Genomic DNA, 15,566 nt, shown 5'->3' on the forward strand with positions numbered 1-15,566 from the left:
ATGACGGCGCTTCATCGAGGTCGGCGAGCAGCACCTTGCCGCCCGCCTCGACCAGCGCCTCGGCAGCCGCGGCGCCGAGGCCCGAGGCGCCGCCGGTGATGAGGAATACGTTGTCGCGAATCTGCATGGCGTTCTCCCGTGCTTGTTGTTATTCGGTGCGAAGCCTGGTTCATCTTTGGTCAACCGGACGGGGGCGGCAATGGTCGATGCTCTCAACCTGCTTGACCGTTTTGGCCAATGGCAAAAGGCAAGCAAGCTCGAAAAGCATCGCCCCGGGCGACGGGCCCTCACAAAGCAGCATGTACATACCGAACCCGTGGGCGCGCCCTCGCGGCGATGCGGGCCGCAGGCCCGCCAGAAGCCCAGAAGCATCGCCCCGAGGTCGGGCCTCCCACAAAAGCCGCCAGCGCACACGGCGCCCCTGTGGGAGGTGCGCCCTCGCGGCGACTGCAGGCCGAAGGGCTGCTGAAAACCTTGAAGCTCATCCCGGGCTGGCGCCTCAGGAAAGCAGCTCAGCGTCTTTCCGGCGCCAGGATGAGGTTGCGGTAGTGCCCCGGGTTGGTTCCCGTCCACTTGCGAAACGCCTTGTAGAACGAGCTGACATCGGCGAATCCCAGTCGTTCGGCGATCTCGCCATAGCTCACCGAGGCATCGGCCAGCCATTCGGTGGCCATCTCCTGGCGCAGCGCATCCTTGATCGTCTGGTACGGCTGGCCCACCTCCGCCAGCCGGCGGCGCAGGGTCGAGGCGGACATGCAGAGTTCCTGCGCCAGCGTCTCGCCGTCCGGCCAGTGCTCGGCCGGCAGGCTGCGCAGGTGCTGCTTGATGCGGCTGGCGAGGCTGGAATGATCGCGATAGCGCACCAGGATGTTGGCCGGCGCCTCGGCGAGAAAGCTGCGCAGCTCGCTCTCGCTGCGGCGGATCGGCAGGTCGAGCACCTCGGCGGCGAAGATGATGCGCGTCGAAGGCCGGCCGAAGCGCAGGTTGTCGGAGAACATCACGCGGTAGTCGGCGGTATATGCCGGCTCGGCGCAGCGCAACTCGACGGCGAGCAGTGGGATGCGCCGCCCGACCAGCCAGCAGGCCAGCCCGTGCAGCAGCATCCAGAAGGTGAAGTAGCAGAAGGCGCGACCGGGTTCGGCGGTGCGCTCGCGCAGCACGACCTCGGCCAGGCTCTGGCTGCGGATCAGCTTGCCGCGAAAATTCTCCAGCGCCAGCCCGAGGAAGCCCAGCGCCTGCACCAGCGCCCTCTCCAGCGTCGGCTGCTGGATGCAGCTGCGGCTGAGGAAGACGAAGCTGCCCGAGCGCAGGCGGCGCGGGTCCATGCCGAAGAATTCGTCGTCGAAGCGCTTGGCCAGGCGCAGCCAGAGCCGGGTGTAGTCGCTGACCTCCATGCGGCCGTCGGGGTCCTGCAGGCAGGTGGCGTCGAGGCCGATTTCCTCCAGCAGCCGCGCGGCCGATCGACCGGGCCGGACGAAGCCCAGCAGTGCCTCTTCCACCAGCCGTACGGAGATGCTGTCCTTGGCGGGGCCGGTTGCCGTGGCGGCGCTTGTTTGCCTGCCCGACGGGGATGAAGGTTCGATTTCCATGCGGCAGACTCTCGCCTCACATCCAACCGAGGGTCAAGCCCATCACCATCAGGTAACGCACCGTCTTGGCCAGCGCGACTATGAGCACGAAGCTCCACAGCGGCTCGCGCATGACCCCGGCGACCAGCGTCAGCGGATCGCCGATGATGGGCACCCAGCTGAGCAGCAGCGTCCAGCGCCCGTAGCGATGGTAGTGCCGCTGCGCCTGCGCCAGCTGCCGCGCACTGGCCGGGAACCAGCGCTTGTCGCGCCAACGCTCGAGGTAAAGGCCGAGCAGCCAGTTCAGCATCGACCCCAGCACGTTGCCGGCACTGGCCACCGCGACCAGCGCCCAGGCCGGATAACGCTCGGAAAGCAGCAGCCCGGCAAGGACCGCCTCGGACTGCATCGGCAGCAGCGTCGCGGCACCGAGTGCCGCCAGAAAAAGCGCGGGATAAGCGGAAAGCTCGAGCATCCACCGCCTCTTGGTCGGCAGCCGGAATTGGCCGGGCAGTATGCTCGAAAAGATCGCCTCGCGCCTGCGTCATCGAGGCGATGCAGGCGCCCCGGCGACCGCTACATTTCGTGTATGCGGTTGACCTGCTGGGCCAGGCGCATGGTCTCGTGCTCCTCCAGCCGCAACAGGTCCTCGGCCAGCTCACGGGCGCCGTCGATCTCGGCACGCCGCGCCAGGGAGCGATACAGGTCGATGACCTGGTTGTGGGTGAGGAAGATATCCAGGGATATCTCTTCCACGGTCATGGTGTCGTACGACTTGCAGGCCTGGTTGCGTAGTACCGGGTTGCGCGCCAGGTAGTCGTAGATCCAGGTGTGCAGCGCCTTGGGGTCGGCGTGCTTTTCGATCTTGTCGATGGTCTCGGCCAAGGCACGCTCATGATCGGCGATGTACACCAGCAGCCATTTGGCGCGCGTTTCCTCGTGCTTGTCGGAACAACGGGCCATGCACCTGGCGAGCAGGTTGTGCGTATCCCGCGTCCAGTCGATCAGGTCTTCGAATCGCTCGATCTTCATCGCCAAGTCTCTCCAGGGTCTGTTGATATTCCGACGCGGCCTTGCCGGCATCCCGGCAAAGCCATGCGCAGTGAAAAGGCATCGGCGTCGCCCTGCCCGTCGGTGATCCGAGCCTGCACTCTCGTCACGCGGCCTTCCATGACCGTGGTTAAGAGACTAGCTCACCGGATCACCCTGCGAGGCGCGCACCGCCCGCAACCTTGCTACAGATCATTGCCGAGTGGCCGGTCGCGGCCAAGGATGAGGTCCTACCCGGCCCGCGCGTTCGGCGGCATGCGGCAGGTCGATACGGCATTTCTGGTACGACTTCGAGGGATGCTCGGCGCCCCGCTCCTATCTGTACATATACCCCTAAGGTATAAGATGCCTACTCGCAACGCTGCCCACGCAACCCCATTCCCAACGACTGGAGCATCCCGATGAAGCCCTTACTGATCGCCGCCTCGCTCGGCCTACTGGCGTTCGCCGCCCAGGCGGTCGAGCTCGAAGTTTCTCCCCAGGACGCCTACGCCCGAGCCCAGCAAGAAGCCGCGCCGGTGCTGTTCGTCGATGTGCGCGACCCGGTGGAAATCATGTTCGTCGGCTTCACCGACGCGGTGGACATCAACGTCCCCTACCTGCTGGTCGACCGCAGCGCCTGGAACGAGGAACGAGGCGCGTTCCAGACCAACCGCAACCCGGACTTCATCGCGCAGATCCAGGCCGAACTGGACAAGCGCGGGCTGGGCCCCGACACCGAGATCATCACCATGTGCCGCTCGGGCAGCGAACGCGGCAAACCGAGCGCGGACTTCCTGCGCGAGAACGGCTTCCCCAACGCACGCTACGTGGTCCATGGCTTCCAGGGCTCGGCCATCGGCGAAGGGCCGCAGGCCGGTTTCCGCCTGCAGAACGGTTGGCAGAACGCCGGCCTGCCGTGGAGCCCGAAGATGAATCCGGAAAAGATCTACCGCACCGATCGCCGGTGAAACCGTATGCTGCGCCTGGTGCGATCGGCGCACTGCAACGGTCGATGAAGTACGGAGGATCGAATGACACGATATTTTCTGGCTCTACTGCTCGGGCTCGCCAGCGCGGGCAGCAGCCTGGCGGACACGCAGAGCCTGAAGGTCGCCCTGGTCGGCATCCAGCATGAGCGCGGGACGGTGCGGGTCGGCCTCTACCGGCAACCGGACACCTTCCGCAAGGAAGCCAAGGCCCTTGCAGTGCAGCAGGCGGCGGCCGCGATCGGTACGGTCGAGGTAGCGTTCAGCGGGCTGGAGCCGGGCGAATACGCGGTCATGGCCTATCACGACGAGAACGCCAACGGCCAGCTGGACCGCCGTTTCGGCATGTTCCCCACCGAAGGCTACGGCCTGTCGAACAACCCCGACGTGATGGGCCCGCCGGCATTCAAGGACAGCGCATTCAACGTGGACGGCGGCACCACCGCAATCAGCATCGACATGCGCTACTGAAGGCGGTTGCGCCGCACGAGACCGCCGTCGCCAGGCGAACCTGCCGCGCCCGGCCTGTGTCCTCGCCCCCAGCCATGGCGCTCGCCAGCGGCTTCTGCGATAGTTGCCCGAACCCGCCGCACGCCCACAAGGCGTGCGGCTATCGTGACGCCTTGCGAGCCTCGCTGCCCTACCCCTGCGCAGCCAGCCGCGTCCTTCGCGCCATCCGCGCGTCTCCGATGGCCTCATCCCGCCATCGCCGCTTGCCGGTCGCTGTCCCGCAGCGCCTGGCGTTCGCCGAGAAAATCAAAAAGACCGATCCGAACAAGGACGCCCCATGAAACTGACCCGCTGCCTCACCGCGCTGGCTGCCGCTGCCGCCCTGTCTGCCGCCTTCACCGTCTCTGCCCGCGAATATTCGGTATCCACCGTGCTCTCCGACGCCTTCCCCTGGGGCCAGGCCGCCCAGAAGTGGGCCGACCTGGTCAACGAACGCTCCAAGGGCGAGATCACCCTGCGCGTCTACCCCAATGCACAACTGGTCGCCGGGGACCAGACCAAGGAATTCTCCGCCATGCGCTCCGGGCTGATCGACATGGCCGTCGGCTCCACCATCAACTGGTCGCCGCAGGTGCCGGAACTGAATCTGTTCTCCCTGCCGTTCCTGATGAACGACAGCCGTGACCTGGACGCCATCACCCAGGGTGACGCCGGGCAGATGGCCTTCGCCGCCATCGAGAAGCGCGGCATCGTCCCCCTGGCCTGGGCCGAAAACGGCTTCCGGGAGATTTCCAACTCCGCCAGGCCGGTGGCCACGCCGGCGGATCTCTCCGGCCTGAAGATCCGTGTGGTCGGCTCGCCGTTGTTCCAGGACACCTTCAGCGCGCTGGGCGCCAACCCGACGCAGATGAGCTGGGCCGACGCCAAGCCGGCGCTGACCACCGGCGCGGTGGATGGCCAGGAAAACCCGATCTCGGTGTTCGACGTGGCGCGCGTCGACCAGGTCGGGCAGAAGTACCTGACCCTCTGGCACTACATGGCCGATCCGCTGATCTTCGCCGTCAACCAGCGGGTCTGGAAACAGCTGCCCGAGGCCGACCGTGAACTGCTGCGCCAGGCGGCCATCGATGCCGGGAAGTGGGAGATCGAACTGTCGCGCAGCGGCGAGGCCCAGCGCCTGGCCGACATCCGCGCGCGCGGCGTCGAGGTCGTCGAACTGACGGCCGAGCAGCATCAGGCCTTCGTCGAGGCGACCCGCAGCGTGCATGAGAAGTGGACGCCGAAGATCGGCACTGAACTGGTGGACGCCGCCCGCGCCGCCATAGCCGAGTAAAACCGTTCTGCCCCGGCGGCGCTCGCCGCCGGGATTCGAGGAAACCCATGAACAATCGACAGGACGCGCGCCTCGAGCGCGTGCTGGCCACCCTGGCGCTGGTGATCATCGGCCTGATCAGCCTGGCCAACGTGGTGGTGCGCTATTTCACCAGTGCTTCCTTCGCCTTCACCGAAGAGCTTTCCGTGTTTCTGCTGGTCATCCTGACCTTCGCCGGCGCTTCGGTGGCGATGCGCAGCAACCGTCATATCCGCATCGGCTTCGCCGAGCGGCTGTTCCCGCGCCTGCGCGTACCGCTGATTCTGCTGCAATGGCTGGCCGGCGTCGCGGTACTCGGCCTGGTGGTCTGGTTCGGCGCCCAGTTCGCGCTGGAGGAATACCAGTGGGAATCGGAGTCCCCCGGCCTCGGCCTGCCGAACTGGTGGTACGTGGTCTGGCTGCCGCTGCTGGCGCTCTGCATCCTGGTGCGGCTGACGCAGATGACCCTCGACCGCCTGCGCGGGAGGCTCGCCGATGAGCCTGATCTGTGGATGCTCGCCAGCTTCCTGCTGTTGCTGCTGACCGGCGTGCCGGTGGCGTTTTCCCTGGCGCTGTCCGGGGCCATCGGCATCATCGCCGGGCTCTCGCCGGACATGCTCGCCACCCTCGGCACCAACACCTACAACGGCGTCGCCAAGTACCCGCTGATCGCCATCCCGCTGTTCATCCTCACCGGCCTGGTGTTCGAGAAGTCCGGCGTCGCGCTGCGTCTGGTGCGCTTCGCCCAGGCGCTGATCGGCCCGCGCCATGGCGGCCTGGCGATGGTCGCCATCCTGGTCTGCCTGATCATGGGCGGGATGAGCGGCTCGGGCCCGGCGGACGCCGCGGCGGTGGCCATGGTGATGCTGCCGAGCATGACCCGCGCCGGTTACCCGCGGCCCTTCTCGGCGACGCTGATCGCCGCCTCGGCCTCCACCGCCATCCTGATTCCGCCGTCGATCGCGCTGATCCTCTACTCCATCGTCGTCCCGGGCGTGGACCTGCGTGCGCTGTTCGCCGCCGGGCTGTTTCCCGGCATCATCGCCGGGCTGGTACTGCTGCTGCCGGCCTGGCTGCTGGCGCGACGCCACGGCTGGGAAAGCCCGCAAGGCGCCGAGCGGCCGCCGCTGGGCGAGAGCTTCCGCCAGGCGCTGCCAGCGCTGTTCGCGCCGGTGCTGATCCTCGGCGGCCTGCGCAGCGGGCTGTTCACCCCGACCGAAGCCGCCGTGGCCGGCGTGACCTATGGTGTGCTGATCGGCCTGTTCGTCACCCGCGAACTGGACTGGCGCAACCTCTGGCGACTCTGTGGCGAGGCGGCGGTGATTTCCGGCGTGGTCATGCTGATCATCGCCCTGGCCGGCATCTTCGCCTGGGCCGGGACCCTGCTCGGCACCTTCCGCCATCTGGCCGAATGGCTCATTTCGCTGTCGGATAATGGCGCGGTGCTGCTGGTCCTGGTGATGCTCGCGGTGCTGCTGGCCGGCATGCTGCTCGATGCGATCTCCATCTACCTGATCCTGATGCCGATCCTGATTCCGGTGATGCAGCACTTCGGCTGGAACCCGGTATGGTTCGGCATCCTGCTAGCGATGAACATCGCCATCGGCCAGTTCACCCCGCCGGTGGCGATCAACCTGATGGTCACCGCGGAAGTGGCGAAGATCCGCCTGGAGCAGACGGTGGGCTGGGCACTGCTGTTCGTGCTGGTCATGGGCAGCGCCCTGCTGCTGGTGGCGATCTTCCCCGAGATCGCGCTGTGGCTGCCGCGGGTACTCGGTTACGCGGTGTGACCGTTGCAAATACCGGCGCGAACGGCTTGTCGTTCGCGCCGGGGGGCTAGCCGAACACCGCCACCGTCTGCCGGCTCAGCGCCACCAGCTCGCCGGAGGGCGCCCACAGCGCCGCCGCGCAATGCCCATAGCCGTCGCGGGCATGCTCGATCACCGCGCGATACATGCACCAGTCGTGAGTGTCCATGAGCGGCGGCGGCTGGATGAACTCGACGGTCCAGGTCAGCGAGCTGCCCGGGGCGAAGCTCTGCAGGTGCGACAGCACCGCCGGCGGCCAGGCATCGACCAGCGCCAGCAGGTGCGCCTCACTCATCGGCTCGCGCGGCCCGTCACCGCGCTGGCGCACCCAGCCGCCCATCTCGCGGGAGGTGTTGCCCGAGAAAGGCAGCCCGCCGAGGCCCCAGCGCATCGCCAGGTAACGGGTGAACTCCGGGGTAACGCCCGGCGCATAGGGCAGTTCCTGGCAGGCTTCGACCGGCGGCATCGCCGGTGCCGGTTCGGCCGCCACGGCGATGGCCGAGCTGCGGGGAGCGCCGAAGCTGCCCTGGACGATGGTGACCACCTGGCCGTCCTGCACTGCGCGGCCGAGCATCTGGCTCACCGCCTTGCCCTCGCGCAGCACTTCGGCCTCGAAACTCGCCGGCCGCTCGAGCGCCAGCGGCCCAACGAAGGTGATCGCCAGCGAACGCAGCGGCCGCCCCTCCGGCACCTTGGCGCGCATGCTCTCGTAGACCAGCGCGGCGACCAGGCCGCCGAAACCGGCCCGGCCCTGGCCCCAACTGGCCGGAATGACGAGATCGCGCGGGTTGTCACGCACAGCCTGGAGCAATTCGGAAAGGGTCATGGCCACCTCCTGTCGGTTGTTATGCCGGGCGATGTTAAAGGCACGCCGGCGGGCATGCGAGCGCGATAGATGCAAGGTGGCAAGTGGAATGCCGGGGCATCCAGGCCGGAAATGCTCAGCAGCGCTCGCCAGGCCGTGCCAGGCGCCAGGGCAACGCCCGGCGCAACTGGCGCAAGGCCCACGCCAGCTCGTCCACCGTCGCGGGCTGTTGCGCGTAGCGCTGCTGCTCGTAGAGCCGCACGAATTCACGAATGGCCACCGCCTGCTCCGGCAGCGAAATCGCCGCACGCGCGGCGAAGCTGCGGGCGCCCTCGCCCGCCTGCCTGCACACGCCATGCCGGGCCAGCAAGCGTTCGAAACGCTGGAACAGCCGCTGCGGCCCATCGGTTTCGCGGCGCCAGGGCTTGAACAGCAGCAAGGCCAGCATGCCGATCAACACCGCCACGGCCGCCACCAGGCCCAACCCGAGCGTCTGGCCGTCGAACTTGCCGAACCAGCGCTGCAGCACCTGCAGCTGCCGCTCACCCTGGTAGTCGAGCACCCAGCGCTGCCAGCCGTAATTGAGGTTGTCCCAGCGCAGGCGCAATTCGTTCAGCCAGCCGATGTCGCGGTAGCGCAGCAGCGACAGCGGCTCCTCGGCGAGGAAGCTCTGTTCGTTGGCCAGGGCCTGCTCCAGACCTTGCTCGACGCGCTCGGGGGCGACCTGGAAGGTCGGATCGACGCTGACCCAGCCGCGCCCAGCCACCCAGTATTCGACCCAGGCGTGGGCATCGAACTGGCGCACCGAGAGGTAGTTGCCTGCCGGGTTCACTTCGCCGCCCTGGTAGCCGGCCACTACCCGTGCCGGAATACCCGCGGCGCGCAGGACGAAGGTCATCGCACCGGCATAGTGGGCGCAGAAGCCGCTGCGGGTATCGAAGAGGAACTCGTCGACGCTGTGCGCACCCACCTCGGGCGGCGTGAGGGTGTAGCGATAGGGCTGGCGGTTGAAGTGCTTCAGCAATGCCTCCACCACCGCTTGCGGTGCCTGCGCGCTACGCCGCAATTGCGCGGCCCAGGCGCGGCTACGCGGATTGCCCTGCTCCGGCAGTTGCAAGGCACGCTCCAGGCTCCGGGGCGCACTGCCCGCCTCGCGCCGCGCCTGCGGCCAGGACGTCGCTCGGTAGAGCAGCGGCTTGTTCACCGGCTGGCGCCGCTGCAGATGGAAATCGGCCATCATCTGCGCCTGTCCCGCGTCCAGGCGCGGCACGTCCAGGGCGAACAGCCAGGGCTGGCCGCTGGGCTGCATGACGATGCTGTAGCCGAGCGGTTCACCGAGCGGCTCCCACTCCGGTTCCTGCGGCAGTTGCGCGGTGAAGGACTGCGACCAGCGCCGGCCGTCGAAACGCTCGAAAGTCACCGCGCGCCAGTAGAGCTGGTCGCGCGGCGGCATCTCACCGTCGAAACTGACGCGAAACGCCAGCGCCGCGGACTGTCCCAGGCGGGCGATGTCCCCCGGCGCCATATGGTCGGCCAGGCCAGTCACGCCGCGCTCGCTCGGCTGCGGCAGCGACCACAGCGGCGCCAGCCGCGGGAAGAACAGGAACAGCACCAGCATCAGCGGCACGGCCTGCAGCAACAGTGCGCCGGCCAGGCGCAGCGTCGGCCACGGCCGCGTCAGCAGGCTGCCCTGCTGCAGGCCGATCATCGCCGCGAGCAGGGCCGTGACCGGCAGCAGGCTGTACGCGGCAGCCAGCAGGCCATCTTCGAACAGGTAGCTGGTCACCACGGCGAAGAAGCCGAGGAAGATCAGCACCAGCGCATCCCGGCGGCTGCTCATCTCCACCAGCTTGAGGATGAACGCCGCGATCAGCAGCACCACGCCGGCCTCCAGGCCGACCAGACTGCCGCGCGAGAAGTAGACGCCGAAGCCGGCGCCGATCATCAGCACGGCCTTCAGCCAGCTGTTGGGATAGCGCGCCCGCATGCGGAAGATCTGCACCCGCCAGGCGGCGCAACCCAGCCAGAGGCCGATGATCCACAGCGGCAGATGCGCGAGGTGCGGCAGGATCACCAGCACCTGCGCCACCAGCAGCCAGATCAGGCTGTTGCGTGGAATCCCCGGCTTCGCGCTCACCGTGCATCCTCCGCGGCCACGCCGTGCAAGGCCAGCGCGCGCAGGCAGGCATCCAGGTGTGCCTGGCCGCTGTCCGGGCCGATCGTCCCGGCGGGCAGGCGCAATGCGAAAGGCTGCTGGCGCTCGCTCAACTGCACCACCCAATGGCAGAGCAGCGACAGGCGCTGTTCCGTATCACCCGGCAGCGCATCGAAGTCCAGCAGCGGGTCGCTGCCGAGCAGGCTGGCGAAATCCTTCACCAGCAAGCCCTGCCCACGGGAATAGGCCTTCCAGTGCAGGCGCCGGCGCGAATCGCCCGGCTGCCAGGGCTTGAGCCCCTGATAATCGTCGACGCCGCCGGCGCGGGCCTGCAACCCCTCCTCCTCGCTGTCCGGTACGCCGCCCTGTGGCAGTCGCTCGCCGGCCAGCGGGCGCGGGTAGACCAGCGCCGCCAGTTCCAGATCGACCAGCTCCAGGCCACCAGCAATCCCAGCGGGAAACGACTCTCCACCCGTACGCGCCCGGGTCGTAGCCAGCCGCGGCGCTGGGTCGGCAGGCTCAACTCGACTTCCACCGTACCGCCGGCCGGCACATCCAGCAGGCGCAGGCCGCTCACCGGCCAGCCCAGCGCGACCGCCTGGTAGGCGCGGCCACGGCTTTCCAGGCGCACGCGCAAACGTGCCTGCTCGCCGACGAAGGCCGCGCTGGTACCGCCGGCCTGCAACACCAGCCCGGCAAGGTTGCGCCAGGTATGCAGGATGGTGACCAGGTAGACCGAGCCGAGCAGGAAGGTCAGGCCATAGGCCAGGCTGTTCTGGTAGTTGATCGCGGTGAGCAGCATCAGCAGTAGCGCGACGAAAAAGGCCAGGCCGACGGCAGTGGGCATGATGAAGATGCGCCGCTGGTCCAGGCGCACGCTGGAGGCCGGCGGAATCCGCCGCAGCAGCCAGCGTTCGCGAAAACGCGGCAGCACCCTCACCGGCGTGGCCCGCGCATAGGGGAAATCGCGATCATCAGAGCGCCGGCACCTCGCGCAGCAGCCACTGCACCAGGCGCCGCCGCCGTGGCCGGTGGCATCGGCGCGCTCGCGCAGGCGGTGGCCGACCACCGTCGGCAACACGGCCTGGACATCTTCGGGAATCACGTAATCGCGTCCGTCGAGAAATGCCCAGGCTCGCGCGGCCGCCAGCAGCGCGAGGCTGCCTCGCGGCGACAGGCCCCAGGCGAACTGCGGCTGGGTCCGCGTGGCTTCTACCAGCCGCAGCACGTAGTCGACCAGCGCATCGCTGACCCGCACCTGGGAGACGGCATCCTGGATCGTCAGCAGCTCGGCACGCTCGAGCAAGGGTTCCAGCCGGACCAGCAGGTCGCGCCGGGCCTCGCCGAGCAGCAGGGCCTTTTCCGCCGCCTTGGCCGGATAGCCCAGCGACACGCGCATCAGGAAGCGGTCCAGCTGCGATTCCGGCAGGGCGAAGGTGCCACCGGAGCTCACCGGATTCTGCGTGGCGATGACGAAGAACGGCTCGGGCAGCGGCCGGGTCTCGCCCTCGATGGTGACCTGCCCCTCCTCCATCGCCTCGAGCAGCGCGCTCTGGCTCTTCGGGGTGGCACGATTGATCTCGTCGGCCAGCACCAGCTCGGCGAAGATCGGCCCCGGATGAAAGACGAATTGCCCGCTGTCCTTGTCGAACACCGAGGTCCCGAGGATGTCGCCGGGCAGCAGGTCGGAGGTGAACTGGATGCGCTGGAACTCCAGCCCCAGCACCTTGGCCAGGGCATGGCTGAGGGTGGTCTTGCCCATTCCCGGCATGTCCTCAACCAGCAGGTGGCCGCGGGCCAGCAGGCAGGCCAGGGCCAGCCGCACCTGAGCTTCCTTGCCGAGCAGTACTTCGTTGACCGCCCGCAGACAGGCATCCAATCGGGTGCGCATGCAACTCTCCTCTGTTCGTCCCGCTCCGATGCTACTGGCCATCCGCAGCCAGGCAAAGCACAGGAAACGCCGGGTAACGAGTTTGTGATCCGGACCTTGATCCAACGCTATGTCCCGCTCCGCTCGACGGCTTAGGCTTGACGTCTCCAGAGTTGCCAGGAGGCTCCGATGTCCACGCCCGCGCCACACGCCTGGCATGCGCAACCCGCCGACCAGACCCTGCAGCACCTGGACGTCTCGTCCAGTGGCCTGAATGCCGAGGAAGCGCAGCGGCGCCTACAGGTCTTCGGCCCCAATCGCCTGCCGCGACGCCGTAGCAACGGCCCGTTCAAGCGCTTCATGCTGCAGTTTCACAACCTGCTGATCTACGTACTGATCCTCTCGGCCCTGGTCACCCTCGCCCTTGGCGAATGGCTCGACAGCGCCGTGATCTTCGCCGTGGTGGTGATCAACGCGATCGTCGGGTTCGTCCAGGAAGGCAAGGCGGAACAGGCCATGCGCGCCATCCAGGAGATGCTGACGCTCGACAGCAAGGTGCGTCGCGCCGGGCAGACCACCACGGTGGCGGCCGAGCAACTGGTGCCGGGCGACATGGTGCTGCTGGAAGCCGGCGACCGGGTGCCCGCCGACCTGCGTCTGCTGGAATGCCGCGACCTGCGTATCGAAGAGGCGGCGCTGACCGGTGAATCGCTGCCCAGCAACAAGCAGGTCGAGCCGGTGGCCCGCGATGCCAGCCTCGGCGACCGTCACAGCATGGCCTACTCCGGCACCCTGGTCAGCGCCGGCAGCGGCTATGGCGTGGTGGTGGCCACGGCGGGCCAGACCGAGCTGGGCCGGATCAGCCACATGCTCGGCGAAGTCGTCAGCCTGCAGACACCGCTGCTCGCCGACATGACGCGCTTCGCCAAGGTGCTGACCGTCATCATCCTGGCGCTGGCGCTGGGCACCTATGTCTTCGGCGTCACCCTGCGCGGCTATTCCTCCGACGACATGCTGCTGGCGGCGGTCGGCCTGGCCGTCGCGGCCATTCCCGAAGGTTTGCCCGCGGTGCTGACCATTACCCTCGCCCTGGGCGTGCAACGGATGGCGCGGCGCCGGGCGATCATCCGCCATCTGCCGGCAGTGGAAAGCCTCGGCGCGGTCACGGTGATCTGCTCCGACAAGACCGGCACCCTGACCCGCAACGAAATGACGGTGCAGCAGGTCTTCACCGCCGCCCACCGCTACCAGATCGACGGCGTCGGCTATGCGCCGCAGGGCAGTGTCCGCTGCGATGACGGCCAGCTGTGCATGCTCGACGAGGCGACCGACCTCCAGGCGCTGGCCCGCGCCGGCCTGCTCTGCAACAGCGCCAGCCTGCTGAGCGACGGCGACGACTGGAGCATCACCGGCGACCCGACCGAAGCCGCCCTGCTCACCCTTGCCGGCAAGCTCGGCCTACAGGCCGAGCATGAACACGCGCATGTCCCACGCGTCGACGGCATCCCGTTCAGTTCCGAACGCCGTTGCATGGCCAGCCTGCACCACGACCACGCCGGCCACGGCTCATCTACCTGGTCGGCGCCCCGGAGCGGCTGCTGGAAGTGTGCAACCGCCAACTGGTCGCCGGCTGCGCCGAGCCGCTGGTCCCGGCCTATTGGCACAAGGTCCTGGCCGATGGCGCCAGCCAGGGGCTGCGCATGCTCGGGCTGGCGATGCGCCCCCTCGGCGTGCCACGGCACGAACTGAACTACGAAGACCTCGAAGGCGATTTCGTGCTGCTGGGCCTGGTCGGCATGCTCGACCCGCCGCGCGAGGAAGCCATCGACGCGATCGCCGAGTGCCATCAGGCCGGCATCGCGGTGAAGATGATCACCGGCGACCACGCCGCCACTGCCGCGGCGATCGCGGCGCGGCTCGGCCTGGGAAGCCAGGCACCGCTCAGCGGGGCCGAACTGGATCATCTCAGCGATGCGCAGCTCGATGCGCGCCTGGCCGAGACCACGGTGTTCGCCCGTACCAGCCCGGCGCACAAGCTGCGCCTGGTGGAGCGCCTGCAGGCCTGCGGCGCACGCGTGGCCATGACCGGCGATGGCGTCAACGACGCGCCCGCGCTCAAGCGCGCCGACATCGGCGTGGCGATGGGCATCAAGGGCACCGAGGTGGCCAAGGAAGCGGCGCAGATGGTACTGGCCGACGACAACTTCGCCACCATCGCCCACGCGGTGGAGGAAGGTCGCACGGTCTACGACAACCTGAAAAAGTCGATCCTGTTCATCCTGCCCACCAACGGCGGCGAAGCCCTGGTCCTGCTGGTGGCCATCGCCCTCGGCCTGACCCTGCCGATCACCCCGCTGCAGATCCTCTGGGTGAACATGATCACCGCGGTCACCCTGGCGCTGGCCCTTGCCTTCGAGCCGGGCGAGGCGGACCTGATGCGGCGGCCGCCGCGTGACCCGCGCGCCCCGCTGCTGAGCGTGCAGCTGCTGTGGCGGGTGGTGCTGGTGGCCGTACTGATGACCGCGGCCTGCATGGGCGTCTTCATCTACGCCCAGCAGCTGGGCTGGAGCCTGGAGGCCAGCCGCACACTGGCGGTGAACGCGCTGGTGGCCTGCGAAATCGCCTACCTGTTCAGCAGCCGGCAGATCAACGCAGCGGCGCGCTTCGGCCTGCGGGACAACCCGATGGTCTGGGGCATGGTGGTATTACTGGTGGCGCTGCAGCTGGCCTTCACGCACTGGGAGCCACTGCAGCGGCTGTTCGCGACCGAAACGCTGGACCTGGCAGCCTGGGGCCTGTGCCTGCTGGCCGGCGCCGCGTTGCTGGTGGTGGTCGAACTGGAGAAGTGGATGCGCCGACGGGCCGGCTGGCCGCTGTAAGAGCCCAAGGCTTCAAGCTTGAAAGCCTCGCCCCGGGGTCGGGCCTCCCACCCAAACAGCAGGCACCGCATAAACCCTGTGGGAGGCGCGACCTCGCGGCGATCGCAGGCCGCAGGCCTGCCAGAAGCTCAAAAGCATCGCCCCGGGGTCGGGCCTCCCACCCAAACAGCAGGCACCACATAAACCCTGGGGGAGGCGCGACCTCGCGGCGAGCGCAGGCCAAAGGCCTGCCAGAAGCTCAAAAGCATCGCCCCGGGGTCGGGCCTCCCACCCAAACAGCAGGCACCGCATAAACCCTGTGGGAGGCGCGACCTCGTGGCGATCGCAGGCCGCAGGCCTGCCAGAGGCTCAAAGCACCATGCCTAACAACTGCGACTTCTAGCGCCCGGCCCGCGACTCGCGAAGATAGAAACGCGCTTTCTGCGCCTTCTGCGTACAGCCCCGGAATGCCTCGAACTGCTGCTGGGTCTTGGCACCGGTGAGCAGGGCCAGTGCCTTGGAATAGCTCACGGTACCGGCGAAGCCTTCGGCTTCCGCCAGGCTCTGCTCCTTCCACGCCGCATCCAGTTCCGCGGCGCAGCTGTCACGGTAAGCGGTCTTGCCGGCACAGCCGGCCAACAGCAGCACCAGCAAGGGCAAGGATAGCCAGGTCTTCATCGCAT

General features: G+C 68.0%; 11 protein-coding genes and 4 pseudogenes. 6 read left to right on the top strand and 9 right to left on the bottom strand.

What is annotated here, in order from left to right; translation table 11 throughout:
* From BAY1663_RS23930 to BAY1663_RS14765, 4 genes are all read right to left on the bottom strand, one after another.
* On the bottom strand, positions 1-127 hold a 127-nt coding region (locus tag BAY1663_RS23930), incomplete at its 3' end, for an SDR family NAD(P)-dependent oxidoreductase (RefSeq protein ID WP_128576310.1).
* A 385-nt stretch (positions 128-512) separates the two neighbouring features.
* Positions 513-1,589 carry an AraC family transcriptional regulator gene (locus BAY1663_RS14755; protein ID WP_102893664.1) on the bottom strand — a complete coding sequence of 359 codons (1,077 nt, stop codon included), beginning with the start codon at positions 1,587-1,589 and terminating at the stop codon, positions 513-515.
* 16 nt (positions 1,590-1,605) lie between these two features.
* Positions 1,606-2,043: a YqaA family protein gene (locus BAY1663_RS14760; protein ID WP_037042169.1), complete on the bottom strand. Its 438-nt coding sequence runs from the start codon at positions 2,041-2,043 to the stop codon at positions 1,606-1,608.
* Positions 2,044-2,144: 101 nt separating this feature from the next.
* Entirely contained in the window at positions 2,145-2,600 is a 456-nt protein-coding gene (locus BAY1663_RS14765; RefSeq protein ID WP_037042172.1) for a hypothetical protein, read from the bottom strand.
* A gap of 419 nt (positions 2,601-3,019) precedes the next feature.
* On the opposite strand from BAY1663_RS14765, the gene BAY1663_RS14770 reads away from it, so the two are divergent.
* The 5 genes and pseudogenes from BAY1663_RS14770 to BAY1663_RS14785 all read left to right on the top strand — a co-directional run bounded on the left by BAY1663_RS14770 (position 3,020) and on the right by BAY1663_RS14785 (position 7,177).
* The gene (locus BAY1663_RS14770) at positions 3,020-3,568 is read left to right on the top strand and encodes a rhodanese-like domain-containing protein (protein WP_037042174.1); all 549 of its coding nucleotides are present in this window, start codon (positions 3,020-3,022) and stop codon (positions 3,566-3,568) included.
* 63 nt (positions 3,569-3,631) lie between these two features.
* Positions 3,632-4,057 (top strand): DUF2141 domain-containing protein, encoded by a 426-nt coding sequence (locus BAY1663_RS14775; RefSeq protein ID WP_037042176.1) that lies wholly within the window; start codon positions 3,632-3,634, stop codon positions 4,055-4,057.
* Between the two features lie 316 nt (positions 4,058-4,373).
* The gene (locus BAY1663_RS14780; protein ID WP_037042178.1) at positions 4,374-5,369 is read left to right on the top strand and encodes a DctP family TRAP transporter solute-binding subunit; all 996 of its coding nucleotides are present in this window, start codon (positions 4,374-4,376) and stop codon (positions 5,367-5,369) included.
* 47 nt (positions 5,370-5,416) lie between these two features.
* A pseudogene (locus BAY1663_RS25375) lies at positions 5,417-5,890 on the top strand (TRAP transporter small permease); the annotation flags it as partial.
* Positions 5,891-5,899: 9 nt separating this feature from the next.
* Entirely contained in the window at positions 5,900-7,177 is a 1,278-nt protein-coding gene (locus BAY1663_RS14785; RefSeq protein ID WP_037042220.1) for a TRAP transporter large permease subunit, read from the top strand.
* Between the two features lie 46 nt (positions 7,178-7,223).
* Here BAY1663_RS14785 and BAY1663_RS14790 read toward each other — a convergent pair whose 3' ends face one another.
* From BAY1663_RS14790 to BAY1663_RS14805, 4 genes and pseudogenes are all read right to left on the bottom strand, one after another.
* A complete protein-coding gene (locus BAY1663_RS14790; RefSeq protein WP_037042180.1) occupies positions 7,224-8,021 on the bottom strand; it encodes an acyl-CoA thioesterase II in 798 nt (265 codons plus the stop codon).
* 115 nt (positions 8,022-8,136) lie between these two features.
* Positions 8,137-10,137 (bottom strand): DUF3488 and transglutaminase-like domain-containing protein, encoded by a 2,001-nt coding sequence (locus BAY1663_RS14795; RefSeq protein ID WP_037042182.1) that lies wholly within the window; start codon positions 10,135-10,137, stop codon positions 8,137-8,139.
* Positions 10,134-11,095 (bottom strand): annotated as a pseudogene (locus tag BAY1663_RS14800) (DUF58 domain-containing protein). Before BAY1663_RS14800 ends, BAY1663_RS14795 begins: the two are co-directional and overlap by 4 nt.
* Before the next feature lie 34 nt (positions 11,096-11,129).
* Positions 11,130-12,046, bottom strand: a pseudogene (locus tag BAY1663_RS14805) (AAA family ATPase).
* 168 nt (positions 12,047-12,214) lie between these two features.
* On the opposite strand from BAY1663_RS14805, the pseudogene BAY1663_RS14810 reads away from it, so the two are divergent.
* Positions 12,215-14,904, top strand: a pseudogene (locus BAY1663_RS14810) (HAD-IC family P-type ATPase).
* Positions 14,905-15,282: 378 nt separating this feature from the next.
* On the opposite strand, the gene BAY1663_RS14815 reads toward BAY1663_RS14810, so the two are convergent.
* Positions 15,283-15,561, bottom strand: a complete 279-nt coding sequence (locus BAY1663_RS14815; protein ID WP_037042184.1) for a hypothetical protein — start codon at positions 15,559-15,561, stop codon at positions 15,283-15,285.
* Between the last annotated feature and the right edge of the window lie 5 nt (positions 15,562-15,566).

Origin of the sequence: Pseudomonas sp. BAY1663 (assembly GCF_000582595.1) — a bacterium.
GTDB classification, from domain to species: Bacteria; Pseudomonadota; Gammaproteobacteria; order Pseudomonadales; family Pseudomonadaceae; genus Stutzerimonas; species Stutzerimonas stutzeri_AF.